The organism is Desulfobulbus oligotrophicus (assembly GCF_016446285.1).
Classification (GTDB): domain Bacteria; phylum Desulfobacterota; class Desulfobulbia; order Desulfobulbales; family Desulfobulbaceae; genus Desulfobulbus; species Desulfobulbus oligotrophicus.
Window position 1 is genome coordinate 2,448,513 of sequence record NZ_CP054140.1, and the last position, 15,871, is coordinate 2,464,383.

At 51.7% G+C, this 15,871-nt stretch carries 15 protein-coding genes; 9 read left to right on the top strand and 6 right to left on the bottom strand.

Annotated elements, in window-relative coordinates:
• Positions 1-29: 29 nt before the first annotated feature.
• From thiS to thiC, 6 genes are read left to right on the top strand one after another with little or no spacing between them, the layout of a single operon-like run.
• Positions 30-230: a sulfur carrier protein ThiS gene (gene thiS, locus HP555_RS11250; RefSeq protein ID WP_199262544.1), complete on the top strand. Its 201-nt coding sequence runs from the start codon at positions 30-32 to the stop codon at positions 228-230.
• A 2-nt stretch (positions 231-232) separates the two neighbouring features.
• Positions 233-1,021, top strand: coding sequence for a thiazole synthase (locus HP555_RS11255; RefSeq protein ID WP_199262546.1), 789 nt, complete (start codon positions 233-235; stop codon positions 1,019-1,021).
• Between the two features lie 24 nt (positions 1,022-1,045).
• The gene (gene thiH, locus HP555_RS11260) at positions 1,046-2,158 is read left to right on the top strand and encodes a 2-iminoacetate synthase ThiH (protein WP_199262548.1); all 1,113 of its coding nucleotides are present in this window, start codon (positions 1,046-1,048) and stop codon (positions 2,156-2,158) included.
• Positions 2,155-2,703, top strand: coding sequence for a sulfur carrier protein ThiS adenylyltransferase ThiF (gene thiF, locus HP555_RS11265; protein WP_199262550.1), 549 nt, complete (start codon positions 2,155-2,157; stop codon positions 2,701-2,703). The genes thiH and thiF overlap by 4 nt, the downstream gene beginning before the upstream one ends.
• Positions 2,684-3,331, top strand: a complete 648-nt coding sequence (gene thiE / locus HP555_RS11270; protein WP_199262552.1) for a thiamine phosphate synthase — start codon at positions 2,684-2,686, stop codon at positions 3,329-3,331. The genes thiF and thiE overlap by 20 nt, the downstream gene beginning before the upstream one ends.
• Before the next feature lie 33 nt (positions 3,332-3,364).
• A complete protein-coding gene (gene thiC, locus HP555_RS11275) occupies positions 3,365-4,666 on the top strand; it encodes a phosphomethylpyrimidine synthase ThiC (protein WP_233249158.1) in 1,302 nt (433 codons plus the stop codon).
• A 345-nt stretch (positions 4,667-5,011) separates the two neighbouring features.
• On the opposite strand, the gene HP555_RS11280 is transcribed toward thiC, so the two are convergent.
• Together HP555_RS11280 and HP555_RS11285 are read right to left on the bottom strand one after the other, a co-directional pair.
• Positions 5,012-5,773, bottom strand: a complete 762-nt coding sequence (locus tag HP555_RS11280; RefSeq protein ID WP_269846845.1) for an amino acid ABC transporter ATP-binding protein — start codon at positions 5,771-5,773, stop codon at positions 5,012-5,014.
• Positions 5,774-6,565 carry an amino acid ABC transporter permease gene (locus tag HP555_RS11285; RefSeq protein WP_233249159.1) on the bottom strand — a complete coding sequence of 264 codons (792 nt, stop codon included), beginning with the start codon at positions 6,563-6,565 and terminating at the stop codon, positions 5,774-5,776.
• A gap of 228 nt (positions 6,566-6,793) precedes the next feature.
• On the opposite strand from HP555_RS11285, the gene HP555_RS11290 reads away from it, so the two are divergent.
• The 3 genes from HP555_RS11290 to uvrC are packed head-to-tail and all read left to right on the top strand — an operon-like array spanning position 6,794 to position 10,666.
• Complete coding sequence (locus HP555_RS11290; protein ID WP_199262554.1) at positions 6,794-8,467, top strand: ABC transporter ATP-binding protein; 1,674 nt, start codon at positions 6,794-6,796, stop codon at positions 8,465-8,467.
• On the top strand, positions 8,464-8,814 hold the full coding sequence (locus HP555_RS11295; RefSeq protein WP_199262556.1) for a DsrE family protein: 351 nt from the start codon (positions 8,464-8,466) through the stop codon (positions 8,812-8,814). The genes HP555_RS11290 and HP555_RS11295 overlap by 4 nt, the downstream gene beginning before the upstream one ends.
• On the top strand, positions 8,789-10,666 hold the full coding sequence (gene uvrC, locus HP555_RS11300) for an excinuclease ABC subunit UvrC (protein WP_199262557.1): 1,878 nt from the start codon (positions 8,789-8,791) through the stop codon (positions 10,664-10,666). The genes HP555_RS11295 and uvrC overlap by 26 nt, the downstream gene beginning before the upstream one ends.
• Before the next feature lie 127 nt (positions 10,667-10,793).
• On the opposite strand, the gene HP555_RS11305 is transcribed toward uvrC, so the two are convergent.
• The 4 genes from HP555_RS11305 to HP555_RS11320 form a co-directional block, all read right to left on the bottom strand.
• Positions 10,794-11,513, bottom strand: coding sequence for a PilZ domain-containing protein (locus HP555_RS11305; RefSeq protein ID WP_199262559.1), 720 nt, complete (start codon positions 11,511-11,513; stop codon positions 10,794-10,796).
• 1,002 nt (positions 11,514-12,515) lie between these two features.
• On the bottom strand, positions 12,516-13,589 hold the full coding sequence (locus tag HP555_RS11310; protein WP_199262561.1) for an alkene reductase: 1,074 nt from the start codon (positions 13,587-13,589) through the stop codon (positions 12,516-12,518).
• 64 nt (positions 13,590-13,653) lie between these two features.
• Complete coding sequence (gene ppsR / locus HP555_RS11315; protein WP_199262563.1) at positions 13,654-14,493, bottom strand: pyruvate, phosphate dikinase/phosphoenolpyruvate synthase regulator; 840 nt, start codon at positions 14,491-14,493, stop codon at positions 13,654-13,656.
• A gap of 324 nt (positions 14,494-14,817) precedes the next feature.
• On the bottom strand, positions 14,818-15,849 hold the full coding sequence (locus HP555_RS11320; protein ID WP_199262565.1) for an NAD(P)/FAD-dependent oxidoreductase: 1,032 nt from the start codon (positions 15,847-15,849) through the stop codon (positions 14,818-14,820).
• Between the last annotated feature and the right edge of the window lie 22 nt (positions 15,850-15,871).

Below are 15,871 nucleotides of genomic sequence, written 5' to 3' on the forward strand. Positions count from 1 at the left end.
AGACGGCTTTTTTTATTGCAGAGGCATACATGGTACAGATCATTGTCAACGGAACGCCGGAAACCGTCTCTGTCTGCTCTATTGCCGAGTTGGTGATACAAAAAGGACTGAGAACGGAAGCACTGGTGATTGAATGGAATCGACAGATCCTGAAACAGGAGGAATGGCCATTCATCCAACTGCAGGAGCAAGATCAACTTGAGCTGTTGCAGTTTGTCGGTGGAGGTTGAACATGGCAAAGGTCTGTTTACCTGACGACAGTTTACAGCTGGGACCGATTCGTTTTACCAATCGCCTGTTCACCGGCACCGGCAAGTTTGCAGCAAACAATCAGATTCCGGAGATGTTGGCAGCCAGTGGATCAGAGATGATAACCGTGGCCCTCAGACGGGTTGATCTGTTGAGCCCTTCAGAAAACATCCTTGATTGCATCCCTAAGAATGTCACCCTCTTACCCAACACCTCGGGAGCCCGGACAGCAGAACAGGCTGTTCGTATTGCCCGTATTGCCCGGGAGGCCGGCTGCGGAGACTTCATCAAGATCGAAGTGATCACCGATATGAAGTATCTGATGCCGGACAACTGGGAAACCCTGCAAGCAACCGAAACTCTGGCCAATGAGGGGTTTGTTGTTCTTCCTTATGTTCTGCCGGACCTTCCTCTGGCCAAGCGGCTGGAAAATGCGGGGGCTGCTGCTGTCATGCCATTGGGTGCTCCCATTGGCTCGAACCGCGGCCTGGAGACTAAAACGCTCCTGGCACTCTTAATTGAAAACTGTACTGTCCCCATAGTGGTGGATGCCGGTCTTGGTCGCCCCTCACATGCGGCAGCTGCCATGGAAATGGGGGCCGATGCCGTGCTCGTCAATACGGCCATAGCAACAGCCCGCGATCCGGTGGCCATGGGACAGGCTTTTGATCTGGCGGTCAAAGCCGGTCGGACTGCCTATTTAGCCGAGTTGGCCGAGCAATCGGCCATGGCCAGACCATCATCGCCGCTTACCGGTTTTCTTGATGAGTGAACTTCTGTTATCCGGGAACTGATCATGTCTTTTTTTGACACCATTAAACAGTATCATGCATTTGAGTTCACGCAATTTTTCAACACCGTAACCAGCACTGATGTTGAACGGAGTCTGGCTAAAAACAGGCTCAACACCTTTGATTTTCTGACTCTGCTCAGCCCTGCTGCCGCCGGATACCTGGAGGCAATGGCTCAAAAGGCACATCAGATCACAGTGCAGCAGTTTGGCCGAACCATACAGATATTCATTCCCCTGTACATCTCCAATCACTGCACCAACCACTGCCTCTACTGCGGCTTTAATCATAACAATCGGATTGCACGGCGCAGGCTCACTCTGGATGAAATCGAAGCAGAGGCCGCAGTCATTGCCTCCACCGGCATGCAACATGTCCTGTTCCTCACCGGCGAAGCCCCGCATTTCACCCCCATGAACTATCTGGTTGAGGTGACCCGCTGCCTGAAGCGTTTCTTTGCCTCTGTTGCCATTGAGATCTATCCACTGGAAGTTGAAGAGTATCGGCAGTTATGGGAGGCCGGGGCCGACGGCATGACACTCTTTCAGGAGACCTATGACCAAGGTGTCTATCAACGAGTGCATCCGGCAGGGAGAAAGCGTGATTTTCACTGGCGGCTCAATGCGCCGGAGCGGGCCGCCCAGGGGGGTATGCGAGTAGTGAATATCGGCCCTTTGCTCGGGCTCACTGAACCGAGGAGTGAAATTTTCTTTACCGGACTGCATGCCAAGTATCTGGAAGACAGGTATCTCGAAACCGAGGTGGCTGTCTCGTTACCCCGATTCAATCAGGCCGAAGGCAACTTCATACCTGATCACCTGGTTGCTGACAGAGATTTTGTCCAGTTCATGACCGCCCTGCGCCTCTTCCTGCCGCGGGCAGGATTGACCATCTCCACCCGAGAAAATGCAGCCTTCCGTGATCGTCTTCTTCCCTTGGGAGTAACCCGTTACTCAGCCGGGTCCAGCACCGGTGTCGGCGGTTATGCCGAGCTTCTCTCCTCAGGACAGACACCACAGTTTGAAATAACCGACAAGCGCAGTGTTGCAGAGGTGGCGGCAGCGATCATTGCCCATGGGTATCAGCCGGTTTACAAAGACTGGGACCGGATCGAGTGAAGATAGCTATTGTCGGAGTCGGCGGCATTGGTTCCAACGTTGCGGTCAATCTGGTGCGCAGCGGTATCACCTGGTTGCGGATTATTGACTTTGACCGGGTGGAACCCTCCAATCTTAACCGCCAGTTTTATTTTTATGAGCAGATCGGTCGTCACAAAGTTGAGGCCCTTGCAGAAAACCTTCGTCGGATCCAACCTGAGGTGCACATCGAGACCATCACTGCCAAAATCAATGCAGAGAACTGTTGCCTGCTGTTGGCAGACTGCAACCTTATCGTGGAAGGCCTTGACCAGGCCGCGGATAAAAAAATACTGCTGGAAAAGCTGGGCAATGAACGCCTAATCGTTTCCGCCTGCGGCATTGCAGGCATGCATCTGGACAACATCAGCAGCCGTCAGATCGGTAACTGTCATATCAGCGGTGACTTTATCACAGCCTGTGGTGTTGCACCACTTTATGCCCATAAGGTCTGCACAGTTGCCAACCACATGACCGCGTACATCCTTCACGTATGGAGTGAACAGCATGCAAATTCTGCCGGATAAACCCACTCTTCCACCTGGTCTCTATGGCATCACAGCAGAAAAGTTTTCCGCAGGCCGTTCCAACATCGAGGTGGTTGCAAAGATGATAGAGGGCGGTATTCGCATTGTCCAGTATCGTGAAAAACGCCCGTACAAAAGTTACGGCCAGATGCTGGCCGAATGCCGGATCATTCGCAAACTGACCCGTGATGCCGGAGTACTGTTTATTGTCAACGATTATATTGATATCGCTCTCTTGACAGATGCCGATGGTGTGCACGTCGGCCAGGATGATCTTCCGGTTCCTGAGATACGCAGACTGCTCGGCCCTGACAGACTTATCGGACTCTCCACCCACGACCCTGAGCAGGCCGCTGCAGCGGTGGACGCGGGAGCCGACTACATCGGTGTCGGACCGCTGTTCAGCACGCAGACCAAAGAAGATGTCTGTGCACCGGTCGGTTTGGCATATCTTGAACATGTGGTTCGTACAAGCCCCCTTCCCTTTGTTGCTATTGGTGGTATCAAAGAGAGCAATCTGCCGGAGGTGATCGCACGAGGCGCCAAAACCGTCTGTCTGGTGACAGAAATTGTTGCAGCCTCTGACATTGTTGCCATGGTGCAACGGCTGAATGCTGCATTTCTTTGATGTTCTCTTCATATTTCTTCAGGAGACTATCCCATGACCTTCTTAACTCAGATGGCTGCAGCACGCTGCGGCACCATCACCCCTCAGGTGCGACAGGTACTCATCGATGAGAAAATCCATGAAAACGATCTGTTAACACGGATAGCCGAAGGCAGGATCGTTATTCCTGCCAACCGCAACCACACCAGTCTGCTTGCCAAGGGTATCGGCGCCGGCCTGACCACTAAGATAAACGTCAACCTCGGCGTATCAGAAGATTGCTGCAATGTTGAAGCGGAATTACAAAAAGTACGGCGTTCAATAGAACTCAAGGCCGACGCGATCATGGATCTCAGTACCTTCGGTGACACAAGGGCTTTTCGAAAACGAGCCGTTGAAATCAGTCCGGCCATGATCGGCACGGTCCCGGTTTACGATGCAGTGGCCCGTTACGGCAAGGACGTGGCTGCTATTACTGTGGACGATTTCTTTGACGTTGTCCGCATGCATGCCGAAGATGGGGTTGATTTCATGACCATCCATGCAGGTCTCACGCAAACGGCCATCCAGCGTTTGCGCATCACCCCCCGCCTTACCCATATCGTCAGTCGCGGCGGTTCCCTGCTGCTCGACTGGATGACTGCCAATGATAAGGAAAACCCCTTTTATGAACACTTTGACCGGTTACTCGAACTGTGCAGACAGTATGATGTTACCCTCAGTCTGGGGGATGGGCTGCGACCGGGCAGCCTGCGAGACGCAACAGATGCCGCCCAGATACAGGAGTTGATTTTTCTGGGTGAATTAACCAAGCGCTGCTGGCAGGCTGAGGTGCAGGTCATGATCGAAGGACCGGGACATGTACCGCTCAATGAGGTGGCAGCCAACATGCTGTTGGAAAAGAAACTCTGCCATGGTGCTCCGTTTTACGTGCTGGGTCCGATTGTGACCGATGTTGCACCCGGGTACGATCATATCACCTCAGCCATCGGCGGTGCTCTGGCAGCTGCCCATGGTGCTGATTTTCTCTGTTATGTAACCCCTGCCGAACACCTGCGTCTGCCGGATCAGGATGACATGAAAGAGGGCATAATTGCCGCACGCATTGCTGCCCATGCCGCTGATATCGCCAAAGGCATTCCCGGCGCCATTGACTGGGATAATGCCATGAGTGCGGCACGTAGAGATCTGGACTGGGATCGGATGTTTGGTCTTGCTCTTGACCCGGAAAAGGCAAAAGCCTACCGCGCCTCATCAAAGCCTGTTGATCAGGAGGTGTGCACCATGTGCGGCGATCTGTGTGCAGTCAAGCGAAGTCGAACCATTCTTCAACCCGAGACTGACGCAGCAAGTTGAGTGTAAAAGCGCAGGACGTAGCAGAGAAAATACCCTGTGGTGCAGTATTAGGTATACATGGATGGGGTATGCCGCTTTAGCAAACGACAAGTTTCCGGAAGTCCGGATAACCGGTTATTGCGAGCACGCCTCATCCTACAACAGGTACATCTGTTGTTGATTTCGAAAATTTTCAGGTCAATGAGACTGCCTGAGGTCGGTTAGACTGCATATCTTTGCCGGTGCTGTTGCTTAACATCGGTAACAATTATATTCTGAAAACATGCCGGACTCCTGCTGCACACTGACAAGAGGTGCAGAAATACCTGCCTGCCAGGTCTGGACTCTTGGAAACAGAGGCTACACCTACAGAATCTGTCGAAGAAAATCACGGGTGCGCTCTTGTTGAGGTTGCGTAAAAAACGCTTGGGTTTCGGCCTCCTCAACAAGCCGGCCGTCCACCATGAACGCCACCCGATCGCTCACCTCTTTGGCAAACCCCATCTCATGGGTCACGATCACCATGGTCATGCCCTCCTCCGCTAGCCTGCGCATCACGTCGAGCACCTCACCGATCATCTCAGGATCCAGAGCACTGGTGGCCTCATCAAACAACATCACTTTTGGATGCAAAGCCACGGCTCGGGCAATAGCCACCCGTTGCTGCTGCCCACCTGAAAGTTCATCAGGATAACTGTGAATCTTTTCTGAGAGCCCGACTTTAGCAAGCAGCACCCTGGTGGTTTCGGTTGCTTCTGATTTGCGTACACCGCGGACAAGACGCTGCGCCAGGTTGATATTTTCAAGGACAGACAGATGCGGGAAAAGATTAAATGCCTGAAAAACCATGCCGACTTCCCGGCGTATGGCAAAACGATTTGCCTCATGATTGTCAAGGGGGATACCGTCAATAACAATCCGACCGCTGTCAATGCTTTCCAGTCCGTTGAGACACCGCAGCAATGTTGATTTCCCTGATCCCGAGGGGCCAATCACCACCAGCACTTCGCCACGCTGAACCTGAATGGTAAAATCATCCAGAGCCGTTACCGGGCCGGGAAAGGTCTTCATCAGGTGCTCGGTCACGATGATTGGATCGTGATCAGCTCTGGTAATATGGTCTTTCATTCAGGCGATCCTTGGAAAGCGTCGTTCAATGGCATGGGCAAGACTGGAAAGGGCAAGGGTAAGGACAAGATAGATGGCGGCAACCACAAACCAGACTTCAAAGGAAAGAAAGGTTTCTGCAACGATCATTCGTCCCTGCATGGTTAAGTCGGAGACAGCGATGGTGCTTACCAGGGCCGAATCCTTGATAAGAGAGACTGCCTGCCCGGTCAGTGGCGGTAAAACACGACGTACTGCCTGCGGCAGAATGACATGCTGAAAACTCTGCGACCGACTCAGTCCGAGACTGTAACAGGCTTCCCACTGTCCTCTGCCAATGGAAGTGATCCCGGCCCGAAAAATTTCTGAAGCATAGGCGCCTTCAAAAAGACTCAGTGCCAGGATAGCCGTGGTGGTCCTCTCAAAGTCGAACAAAGGGGCAATAACAAAATAAAGAAAAAAGATCTGCACCAACAGCGGAGTGTTACGGACTGTTTCAAGATAAAACCGGGCTGCCCCCCGACCGACAAAAGAATTCGAAAGCCTGAGCATCGCAGTGCACAGACCGATTATCGTGGCACCCAGTATGCTGACCGCCGTTATTTCCAATGTGACCAGCAGTCCCTGCATAAGTGGACCAAAGGAACAGGTACCATCGGAGCAGGTCCACAGGTAGCGCGGGATCTGTCGCCAATGCCAGCTGTAACCGAGTCGTTCAGCGCCACGCAGCACCAGCCAGATTAAGGCCAGACAGCTAACCGCAAAGGCAAACCAGTGAAGAAGTTGAGCAGACGCCCGGCGAGGAAGAGACACAGTATAAAAAACCTAACAGCAGATTTGAACAGTCGTATGAACAGTGATAACCAAAGAATCAGCAAAGCGTGTATTCCATGAACACAACCGATGCTGTTGTCCACAACAGATGTACACCATCTGCGCCTTGTTTTTCAAGACAGGAATCGATTTACCGATCTTTGCCGACCGCCGCACAGACGATTATCTCCTGTTGCTCTTACACTGACCCTCGGGTAAAATTCGGCGATGTTCTCTCCTGATCAACACGGCAACCCGCCGCCGCTTCTGACCATCGATAATTTTTCCCTCACCTTCCATGATGTTGAGGGTAACCGTTTCCCGGTTCTGCATGATATCTGCCTGCAGATCGCTGCCGGTGAATGCCATGCCCTGGTTGGTGAATCCGGCTCCGGAAAATCGGTGACTGCTCTGTCCATTCTCCGTTTGCTCGAAGAGACCAGCAGGATCGAACAGACCGGATCCATTCGTTTTGACGGCCAGGAAATAACCACGTTGCCCAAACAGAAGATCCGTGCCATCCGCGGCAACCGGATTGCCATGATCTTTCAGGAACCGATGACATCACTCAACCCGGTGTATACCATCGGCACCCAGCTGATGGAACCGCTGCTGCTTCACCAGTCCGTCTCCAAAGAGGCAGCCCACCGGATGGCCCTGCAGTTGCTTGAACGCACAGGTATCGATAACCCTGATGAACGTATCCGTTCCTATCCTCACCAGTTATCCGGTGGACAACGTCAGCGTGTCATCATAGCCATGGCCCTGGCCTGCCGGCCGCAGCTCCTGATTGCCGATGAACCGACCACAGCCCTTGATGTGACCATCCAAAATCAGATTCTTGATCTCATCATCGACATTCAGCAGGAGTATGGGATGGCTGTCCTTCTCATCACCCATGACCTGCCGATGGTGAAGAAGATTGCAGACACAGTTTCAATTATGCACTGCGGCCGAATCGTTGAACAGGGGGCTGTTGAAACCATCTTTTCCGCGCCCAGTAAAAAGTATACCAGGCACCTGCTAGCCGCTGTTCCCACCGGTATTCAGCAGACCCGCACCGGCGGACATAAGCTCATCGAAATCAACACGCTCAGCTGTAGCTTTACCATTAAAAGCCCCTGGACCAGTCTTTGGTCGCGGTCCGGACAGGTGCGCAAGGCCGTGGATGAGGTCAGTTTGACGCTTCATGCCGGCACCACCCTTGGTCTGGTCGGTGAATCCGGTTCAGGGAAAACCACTCTGGCAATGTGTCTTTTGGGCCTTCTTCCCTACAGAGGTTCAGTCACCTATATTCCGGAACCAGGTATCACCTACAGCCTCTCCAAGCTGTCAGGCCGGCGGTTCCGACCGTTGCGCAAAGAACTGCAGATCGTCTTCCAGGACCCCTTTTCATCGCTGTCACCACGGATGACCATTGCACAGATCATTGCTGAAGGGCTGGAGGTGCATGGCCTTGGCGGCACAAAAAGTGAGCGGCAGTCTCTGGTTGAACAGGCACTCAACGATGTCGAACTTGACCCTGCCCTGGCAGGACGTTTCCCCCACGAATTTTCCGGTGGACAACGCCAGCGCATCGCCATTGCCCGTGCTGTTATTCTCAGGCCGAAACTGCTGATTCTCGATGAGCCGACCAGTGCCCTGGACATGACTATTCAAAAACAGATTCTGAGCTTATTGCGTCAGCTGCAAGACCGTTTTCAATTAACCTATATTTTCATTACCCATGACCTGCGCACAGTCCGATCCGTTGCCGATCAGCTGGCGGTCATGCGTCAGGGCCGGATTGTTGAAAGCGGGCCGGCCGCAGCTTTGTTTGTCAACCCGCAGCAGGCCTATACAAAACGACTTTTTGATGCCGCCTTTCATCGTACCCCCACTCAAGGAGGATATCCGCTATGATCTATCGGGCAGTCTTTCATGTTGACCTTGATGAGGTCAAACCCTTTGCCATTGCTCTGTCCAATATCAGTAACCTGCTACGCGCCATCCCGGAAAAACACTACGACCTGGTTCTGCTCTGCAATGGTCCGGCCGTCGTCCTGTTACAAAGTGATGCCTGTGCACCGCACCGGGAGGAGATCTGGCAGCTACAACAGGCCAGGGTGTCGTTTAAAGTCTGCCGTAATGCTTTAAATCGGTTTAATATTGATCCGGACAACCTGATTGAAGGCTGTGAGATCGTTCCCGCCGGAATTGTCACCTTAATTGAACTGCAGCAGGATGGATACGCCTACATCAAACCCTGACGCATTGCCCAAAGAGTCTTCTTCTCCGTTGAGTACGGACTTTCTGGCAACAGTCAGTCACGGACCAGGCGTGTATCAGATGCTCGGTAAAAAAGAGGTCCTCTATGTGGGCAAGGCACGCGATCTTCGCAAACGCCTCAGTCAGTACGTCCATTATACCGGGCCTCCCCATTCAAAGACTGCCGCCATGCTCTCCCGTGTGGCACGGGTGGAAACCTTCCTCACCACCACGGAAAAAGAGGCACTGATTCTTGAAGCCTCTCTGATCAAACAACACCGCCCCCGCTACAACGTCATCCTGCGTGACGATAAAAACTATCCGCTGATCAAGGTGACAACCAGTGAACCATGGCCCAGGGTCATCGTTACCCGTAAGCGGTTCCGGGACGGCAACCGTTATTTTGGCCCCTATGCGTCCTCTACGGCCATGCGTGCCACCATACAGTTACTCTCCCGTCTGTTTCCGTTACGCCGATGTGCAACCATGCGTGAACGTTCCCGTCCCTGCCTCAACTTTCAGATGAACCGCTGCCTGGCACCCTGTGCGGGCAAAGTCGACTCTGCAGAATATCAGCGCATGGTGGAAAGTATCATCATGATCCTGGAGGGAAAGGCTGACAAGGTTATTGCAAAGCTCACCGCCAAAATGACAAACGCGGCCGCAGAACAGGCCTTTGAACAGGCGGCATTCTATCGGGATCAGATACAGTACCTCGAAAAGACCATAGAACATCAGGCTGTTGTTGCGACGCATGATCTGGATCAGGATGTCATCGGGTTTCATCGACAGGATGCAGCTGTCGGCATTGCTGTGCTGTTTGTTCGAGGCGGTATGCTGACCGGCAGCCAGACTTTTTTCTTATCCGAACCTCTGGGTGATGACAGTACGGTGTTAACGCAGAGTATCCTGCAGTACTACAGCAACGATCGCCAGCCTCCGCGTGAACTTTTACTCCCCTTCTCCCTCGAAGATCAGGGACCGATCACTGAACGATTGGCAGAACTGCGCGAAGGGGCGGTTACTCTGCACACCCCTCAGCGCGGCAAACGGATGCAGCTGATGCGGATGGCCGGGACCAATGCTGCACAGATTTTTTCAGAACAGGCAAAAAAACAACAGTCCTGGAACAGTCTGGCCACTGCCCTGCAGACGAAGCTTCACCTGAAGAATCGTCCGGAAACCATTGAATGCCTGGATATATCCAACTTGCAGGGAAGGCAGGCTGTGGGCTCTTTAGTGTGCTTTATTCAGGGCGAGAAGGCTGCCGGCCGGTATCGTCACTACCGTATTCGCTCTCAAGACACGCCGGATGACTACGCCATGATGCGGGAGGTTCTGGAACGGCGAATGCACAAGGCGGTTCATGAAAACGATCCTCTGCCGGATCTGCTCCTGCTTGATGGCGGCAAAGGTCAGTTGGGAGTCGCGGTTGATGTACTGAACCGTTTCGACCTGCTGAATCGTATTGATCTGGTGGCCATTGCCGAAGAAAAAGAAGAAGAAGGTGAAAAACTGTTCCGGCCGGGACGAAAAAACCCGATTCTCCTGCAACCGCACTCACCAGTCCTGCTCTATCTCATGCGGATACGTGACGAAGCGCACCGATTCGGTATCACTCACCATCGTCGACTACGCTCTAAAGATCAACTGCACTCCCGGCTGGACAACTTGCAGGGAGTGGGGCCACAGCGCAAGAAGTTATTGTTGCGCAGTCTGGGGAGTGTGCAGCGGGTCCTTGCCGCAGACCGCCAAACTCTGGCAGAAATTCCCGGTATCGGATCCAGATTGTCTGAAAAAATTTATCAACAGCTTCACCCGAACAACGGCAGCAGCTCGGATGAGAAGGTTTAAATCCGGGTAGAAGAACGAACTGAGCCGGTTGTCAGGAGAGCATCATACCAGTCGTCCCACCAGCTGCTTGGCAGCATCCAATACAGACATGTCTGCCTTTAACAGCATGAACATCGATTGGCTACAGTTACGGTACAAAGTGAACCAGACTGACCTCATAGGCCAGCCGTTCATACAACCGCTTCTTCTTTTTTTCATCAAGATCAAGAAATTGTACTGCAAACTGCTGATCAGTAACGCGGACGACACGTCCTTTTACACGAAAATCAATAATCAGCTCATCATGATCGGCAAAAATAATGTCCAGATCGATGATGCTGTCTGCAGTAAAAGTAACAGGAGATAACGGTTCAACGGCACACCCGCTAGCCGAAATGTTTACAATGGTTCCCTGTCCGGGTGTATCGTTGAATGCATACTGTACCGACAAATTTTTAAGTTGAAACCTGACGGCATCTCGCTTCATTCCCTGCTCAAGTTTTATCTCCGCATCAGCGACACTCTCCGCAAGAACCGGCTTAATGGTTTGGATCTTATTGTAAAAATTGATAATCTGTTTGGAGCTGATATTGTTGTTCCTGACAATCCGAACTGTTTCCCCAGCGTTGTTGGCAATTAAATAGTCGATTATTTTTTTGTACACTGAAAAACTGTTGATATACAGCAGGTTACATGCAGATATATCGCTGATCACCTCAAACCCTGCCCTGAGATCAGCTACACAACACTGGACGTAAGAGAATAACTTCTCCAATGATTCCGCATCTATATTGCCGGAAATAGTAATATACAACCGATTTTTCTTAATATTGGCACCGGCTTTCACCATGGGTTTTGTCTTGGTCATAAGTGCACGGAATCTGTTGTGAACGTTTTGTTGGCTAGAAGAGAAAAATGGGGAGGAAGCAGCTTGAAAACGAGGACGTACTACTTGCGTATATCAGCCGGATAACCGTGTTGTTTTGTCTTTGGAAATTTCTTTACGCGCCATGGCTCTGTCCATGGATTAGTGTCATGAAAAATACATCCTCATATTACTTTAAAGTATATGTGCATTGTCTACACGTTGTCAAAGCATATGCACCTGTATTTAACCCGTACACACTTCAGCAAAACTTCAGCATATCGGTGCCATTACAGTACATTTTAGCTGATATCCCCTGCCAGGATACATTGTGTTGTTTTTAATGCCGAACCGGACGTATTTCTCAGTGCGAACACCTGACACCTCTTGCATGCCCTGCAAACCTTTTTGAATAATATTATCGGAAAGACAGTCGTTTACTTGCCACAGTTTATGTATAACTAAAACAAGAACCAAGAGATGAGGGAAAAATTCAGCCATTCAGTAACCATGGGAGTTCGGCCCTCTTGAAGGCCGACAACGTCCAGCGCCACCGGAGGAAAGGGCCGTCCTGAGGCTGTGACGGCATGAAACATAGCCAAAAATGATGTGATTTCATTGATAGGATGAAGAGACAGACTGAAACAGTCAGATCGTGGTCCGGGAGCAGATTAGTCTTCAGGTTCTGACAGTATCCGATAGCCACTGCACTGTTGCTTTAAAGAGCATTGAGCCTGTTCGCTAAGCGATCAAACCCCACAACAGTGCATATATGCGGCGTAGCTGAAGAGCCCGGAAACAGTACCATTACCGAAATCCAGGGCATCCATTACTGTGGCAGCTGAATCTTCAGCAAGATGATGGCTTCAGTTCCTTTTCAGCCGGTAGCACGCAGCTCGTCCTTCATCCCCTGCAGCTTCTTCCTGATCAGGATCTTGCCACTGAACACGCACATTGTTCTTTAATGGACACTGTCAAAAAAAGCAGCCATGCAACGGTTTAAAATCAAACCTGCTCCATGAAGGGATAATCAACATACCCCACCGGCCCTGCCTTGTAAAAGGTCGAAGGATTCGGTGTGTTGAGTGATGCTCCGGCCCGAATACGCTCCGGCAGATCAGGATTGGCAATATAGGCTGTTCCAAAGGCGATGGCATCAAATTGACCGGCACCGATGGCCTCCTCAGCCTCAGCTGCAGAATACCGTAAATTGGCTATCAGTACGCCCTGGTAATGTTCACGAAACGGTGTCAGAATATCGCCCTTTAATTCGCCCATAACATCGCCACGGACCAGATGTATGTAACCAAGGTTGTACGCATTGAGTCGATCAGCAAGCCAGCAGGCCAGTCCAACGGGGTCACTGTCACCCATACTGTTGAAACTCGACAACAGAGACAGGCGAACCCCTACTCGATCACTGCTCCAGACTGTGCAAACCGCCTCTATCACCTCAAGCAACAGTCTTGCGCGGTTTTCAATACTGCCGCCATAAGGCCCGGTGCGCTTGTTACAGCCGTCTCGCAGAAATTGATCAAGTAAATACCCATTGGCGCCATGGAGTTCTATACCATCAAAACCGGCCTTCTGTGCATTCAGTGCAGCCTGCCTGAACAGATCGATGATACCGGGCAGCTCGTTATCGAGTAACATCCGCGGTACCACATAATTTGCCTTGCCCCTGGGCGTATGCGTGTAATCATTGGTAATGGCTTCCGCACTGGCAGATACCGGTTCTATGCCCTCATTTATAAACGGATGACAGGCACGTCCACCGTGCCAAAGCTGCAGAAAGATTCTGCCTCCCTTCTCATGAACAGCCCTGGTGACCTGTTGCCAGCCCTCAACTTGCTTCTGATTATAGATTCCAGGTTCGGTCTGAAACGCCGAGTGTCCTTCCTGTATCATGGTCGCCTCGGCAATGATCAGACCGGCGCTAGCACGTTGGCCGTAGTATTCAGCCATCAGTGGAGTTGGAATATGGGTGTGATCTGACCGGCAACGAGTTAATGGCGCCATACAGATTCGGTTTGGCAGTGTCAGCGTTCCAAGTTGCAGAGGCTGAAAAAGGTAGTGCATATCTATTCTCCAAAAAGACGTTTATCAGAAAATACAGCTGAGCAGGGATTGGCAGGCGTACCTGTCAAACCACCAGTCTGGTACGAGAACGTGCTTTCTGCTTTCCCTTTCTGGTCAGACCTATGGCCTGTGTGGCCTGTACAGCGATCTCCTCAATGGAACGGCCCTCCACATTAAGGATCTTTATACTATGCCGCATATACAGTTGTTTAGCCTGCTGCAGTTCTTTAGTACAGTTGGCTAAGCTGGCATAGGTGGAACCAGTGTATCGTTTTTCACGAATTGTATGCAGGTACCGTGGCGAACAGACCAGGCCAACCACCTTCTTCCGGTTGCGCACGATTTCCTTGGGCAGCTCATCTTTGTCAAGGTGATCTGAGGTGAGTGGAAAATTCGCTGCTTTGAGTTCCATGTGGGTGGCCAGATAGATGCTGACCGGAGTTTTTCCTGATCGCGATACACCTATGAGGATGATTTCCGCCTCATCATAGTCGTCAGGTTTGGTACCGTCATCATGTTCCAGGGAAAAATGAATGGCATCAACCCGTTTATCCATACGGGAAATGGTGAAGTGCCGGGAATATCCGGGTTCTCGTCTTGCCGGAATCTCAAGTGACTGCTCAAGCAACTCCAGGGTGCTAAGGAAAATATCAAAGAACCTAATCTCCGGGCAATTGAAGATGTTCCTGGTTTCCTGATCCATAAGGGTGCAAAACACCAACGGCTGCATACCTTCAGACTGTTTGAGGATATGGGCCAGGGCGCGCTGAGCATCACTCGGGGTATGAACAAAGGGAATTTTTTCCTCACGGAAACGAATCCCGGGAAACTGTGCCAACAGAGCCCGACCCATATCCTCAGCAAGGATGGCCGTAGATCCAGAGACATAGTAGACATCGTACATTTGAACTGCTGGTGCTGTCTCGTTCATTTTCGCTTGTGACAAAAGAGGCATCGATATTTGGGGGGATGGGTTTCCGGCAATTGATTTTTCTTCCCTGGTCCGTGACAGCTGTCACAGGCCTGTTCCGCCTCCTTTTTCCTCATGGTCATGAAACGTTCATGATCCTGATCCCGAGGAAGAGGTCGTGTGGTCTCAGGAGGCGCATTCAGTAAGAAGTAAAGAAGCAGGCAACTTCCCGTAAGAAACAGGATGTTTGCAAGAATCCTTTTGTATTTACTCATCATAGGGTTGTCAAGGTAATGGGAACTGCTCGGCAGTTTCAAGCTAATCTGCCATTTCCAGATGCCGAAATGCAATCATTTTCGATCGCAAAAGCATAATCATCACCTCCATCATCAGCGAACCAATACGCGGTCTGGCCATGACGGAAGCAAGAAGTCGCCTGTGCAAACCATGTTTTCGGACCAGCATCTGCAGCCGTTTAGGCGTATAATCTGCAGCCAGAATCATTCTGGCCACCTCTTGGCCTGACAGAAAAGCCGAATAGATCCCCTCCCCTGTCAAACCAGAGGCCAGGCCGGCCGCATCGCCGACCAGCCAGACAGAACCAAAACGAACTCCGCGGTAGTCATAGTTAACCAGACCGGCACGCAGAGTGCTTGCATCAGGTTGCACACGGCGCTGCTGCAGCCATCCCAGCAACTGCTGACGAAGATTTCGGGCCGGTATCCATCGGCTGTCAGCATACACACCCACAGAGTACTGACGCTGGTGCGGGAAATACCATCCATAACCAGGACCAAACATATCGGGGTCCAGATGCCATTCCATCTGCGGATACCAACCAGAAACCTCACAATGGATGCCAACCCCCATCGCATCCACCGGCAGGCCGATGAACCGGCGCACCAGACTGTTGGTGCCATCAGCACCGACCAACTGCTCAAACTGCAGCCGGTGCCGTTGGCCATTGAGGTGTTCAAGACCGGCGTGATGCTCCTCAAGACTCAAGAGACGGGTACCGGTCAACAGGGTGACCCCTGCACGCTGAGCCTGATCTGCCATCCACTGTCCCAACCGGTGCCGATTCACAGTGGCAACCATCGGGCCCTTAACGGTTATCACCGCAGACTGCCGGAGAGTGGATACGTGCTGTTGGGAAAAAGTCCGTTCGATTAACTCGACAGGAATATGAGGCAGAAGCCCATTGCAGGTAATACCGCCGGCACAGACTTTAGGTCCAATGACCGATTTCCGCTCAACAAGGACCACCCTGACCCCATGCTGAGCAAGCAGCGTTGCACAGGCCAGACCACCCGGTCCTCCGCCGACGATTAATACCTCTGTTGTATCCATGTTCTTTATATGCACACCATGC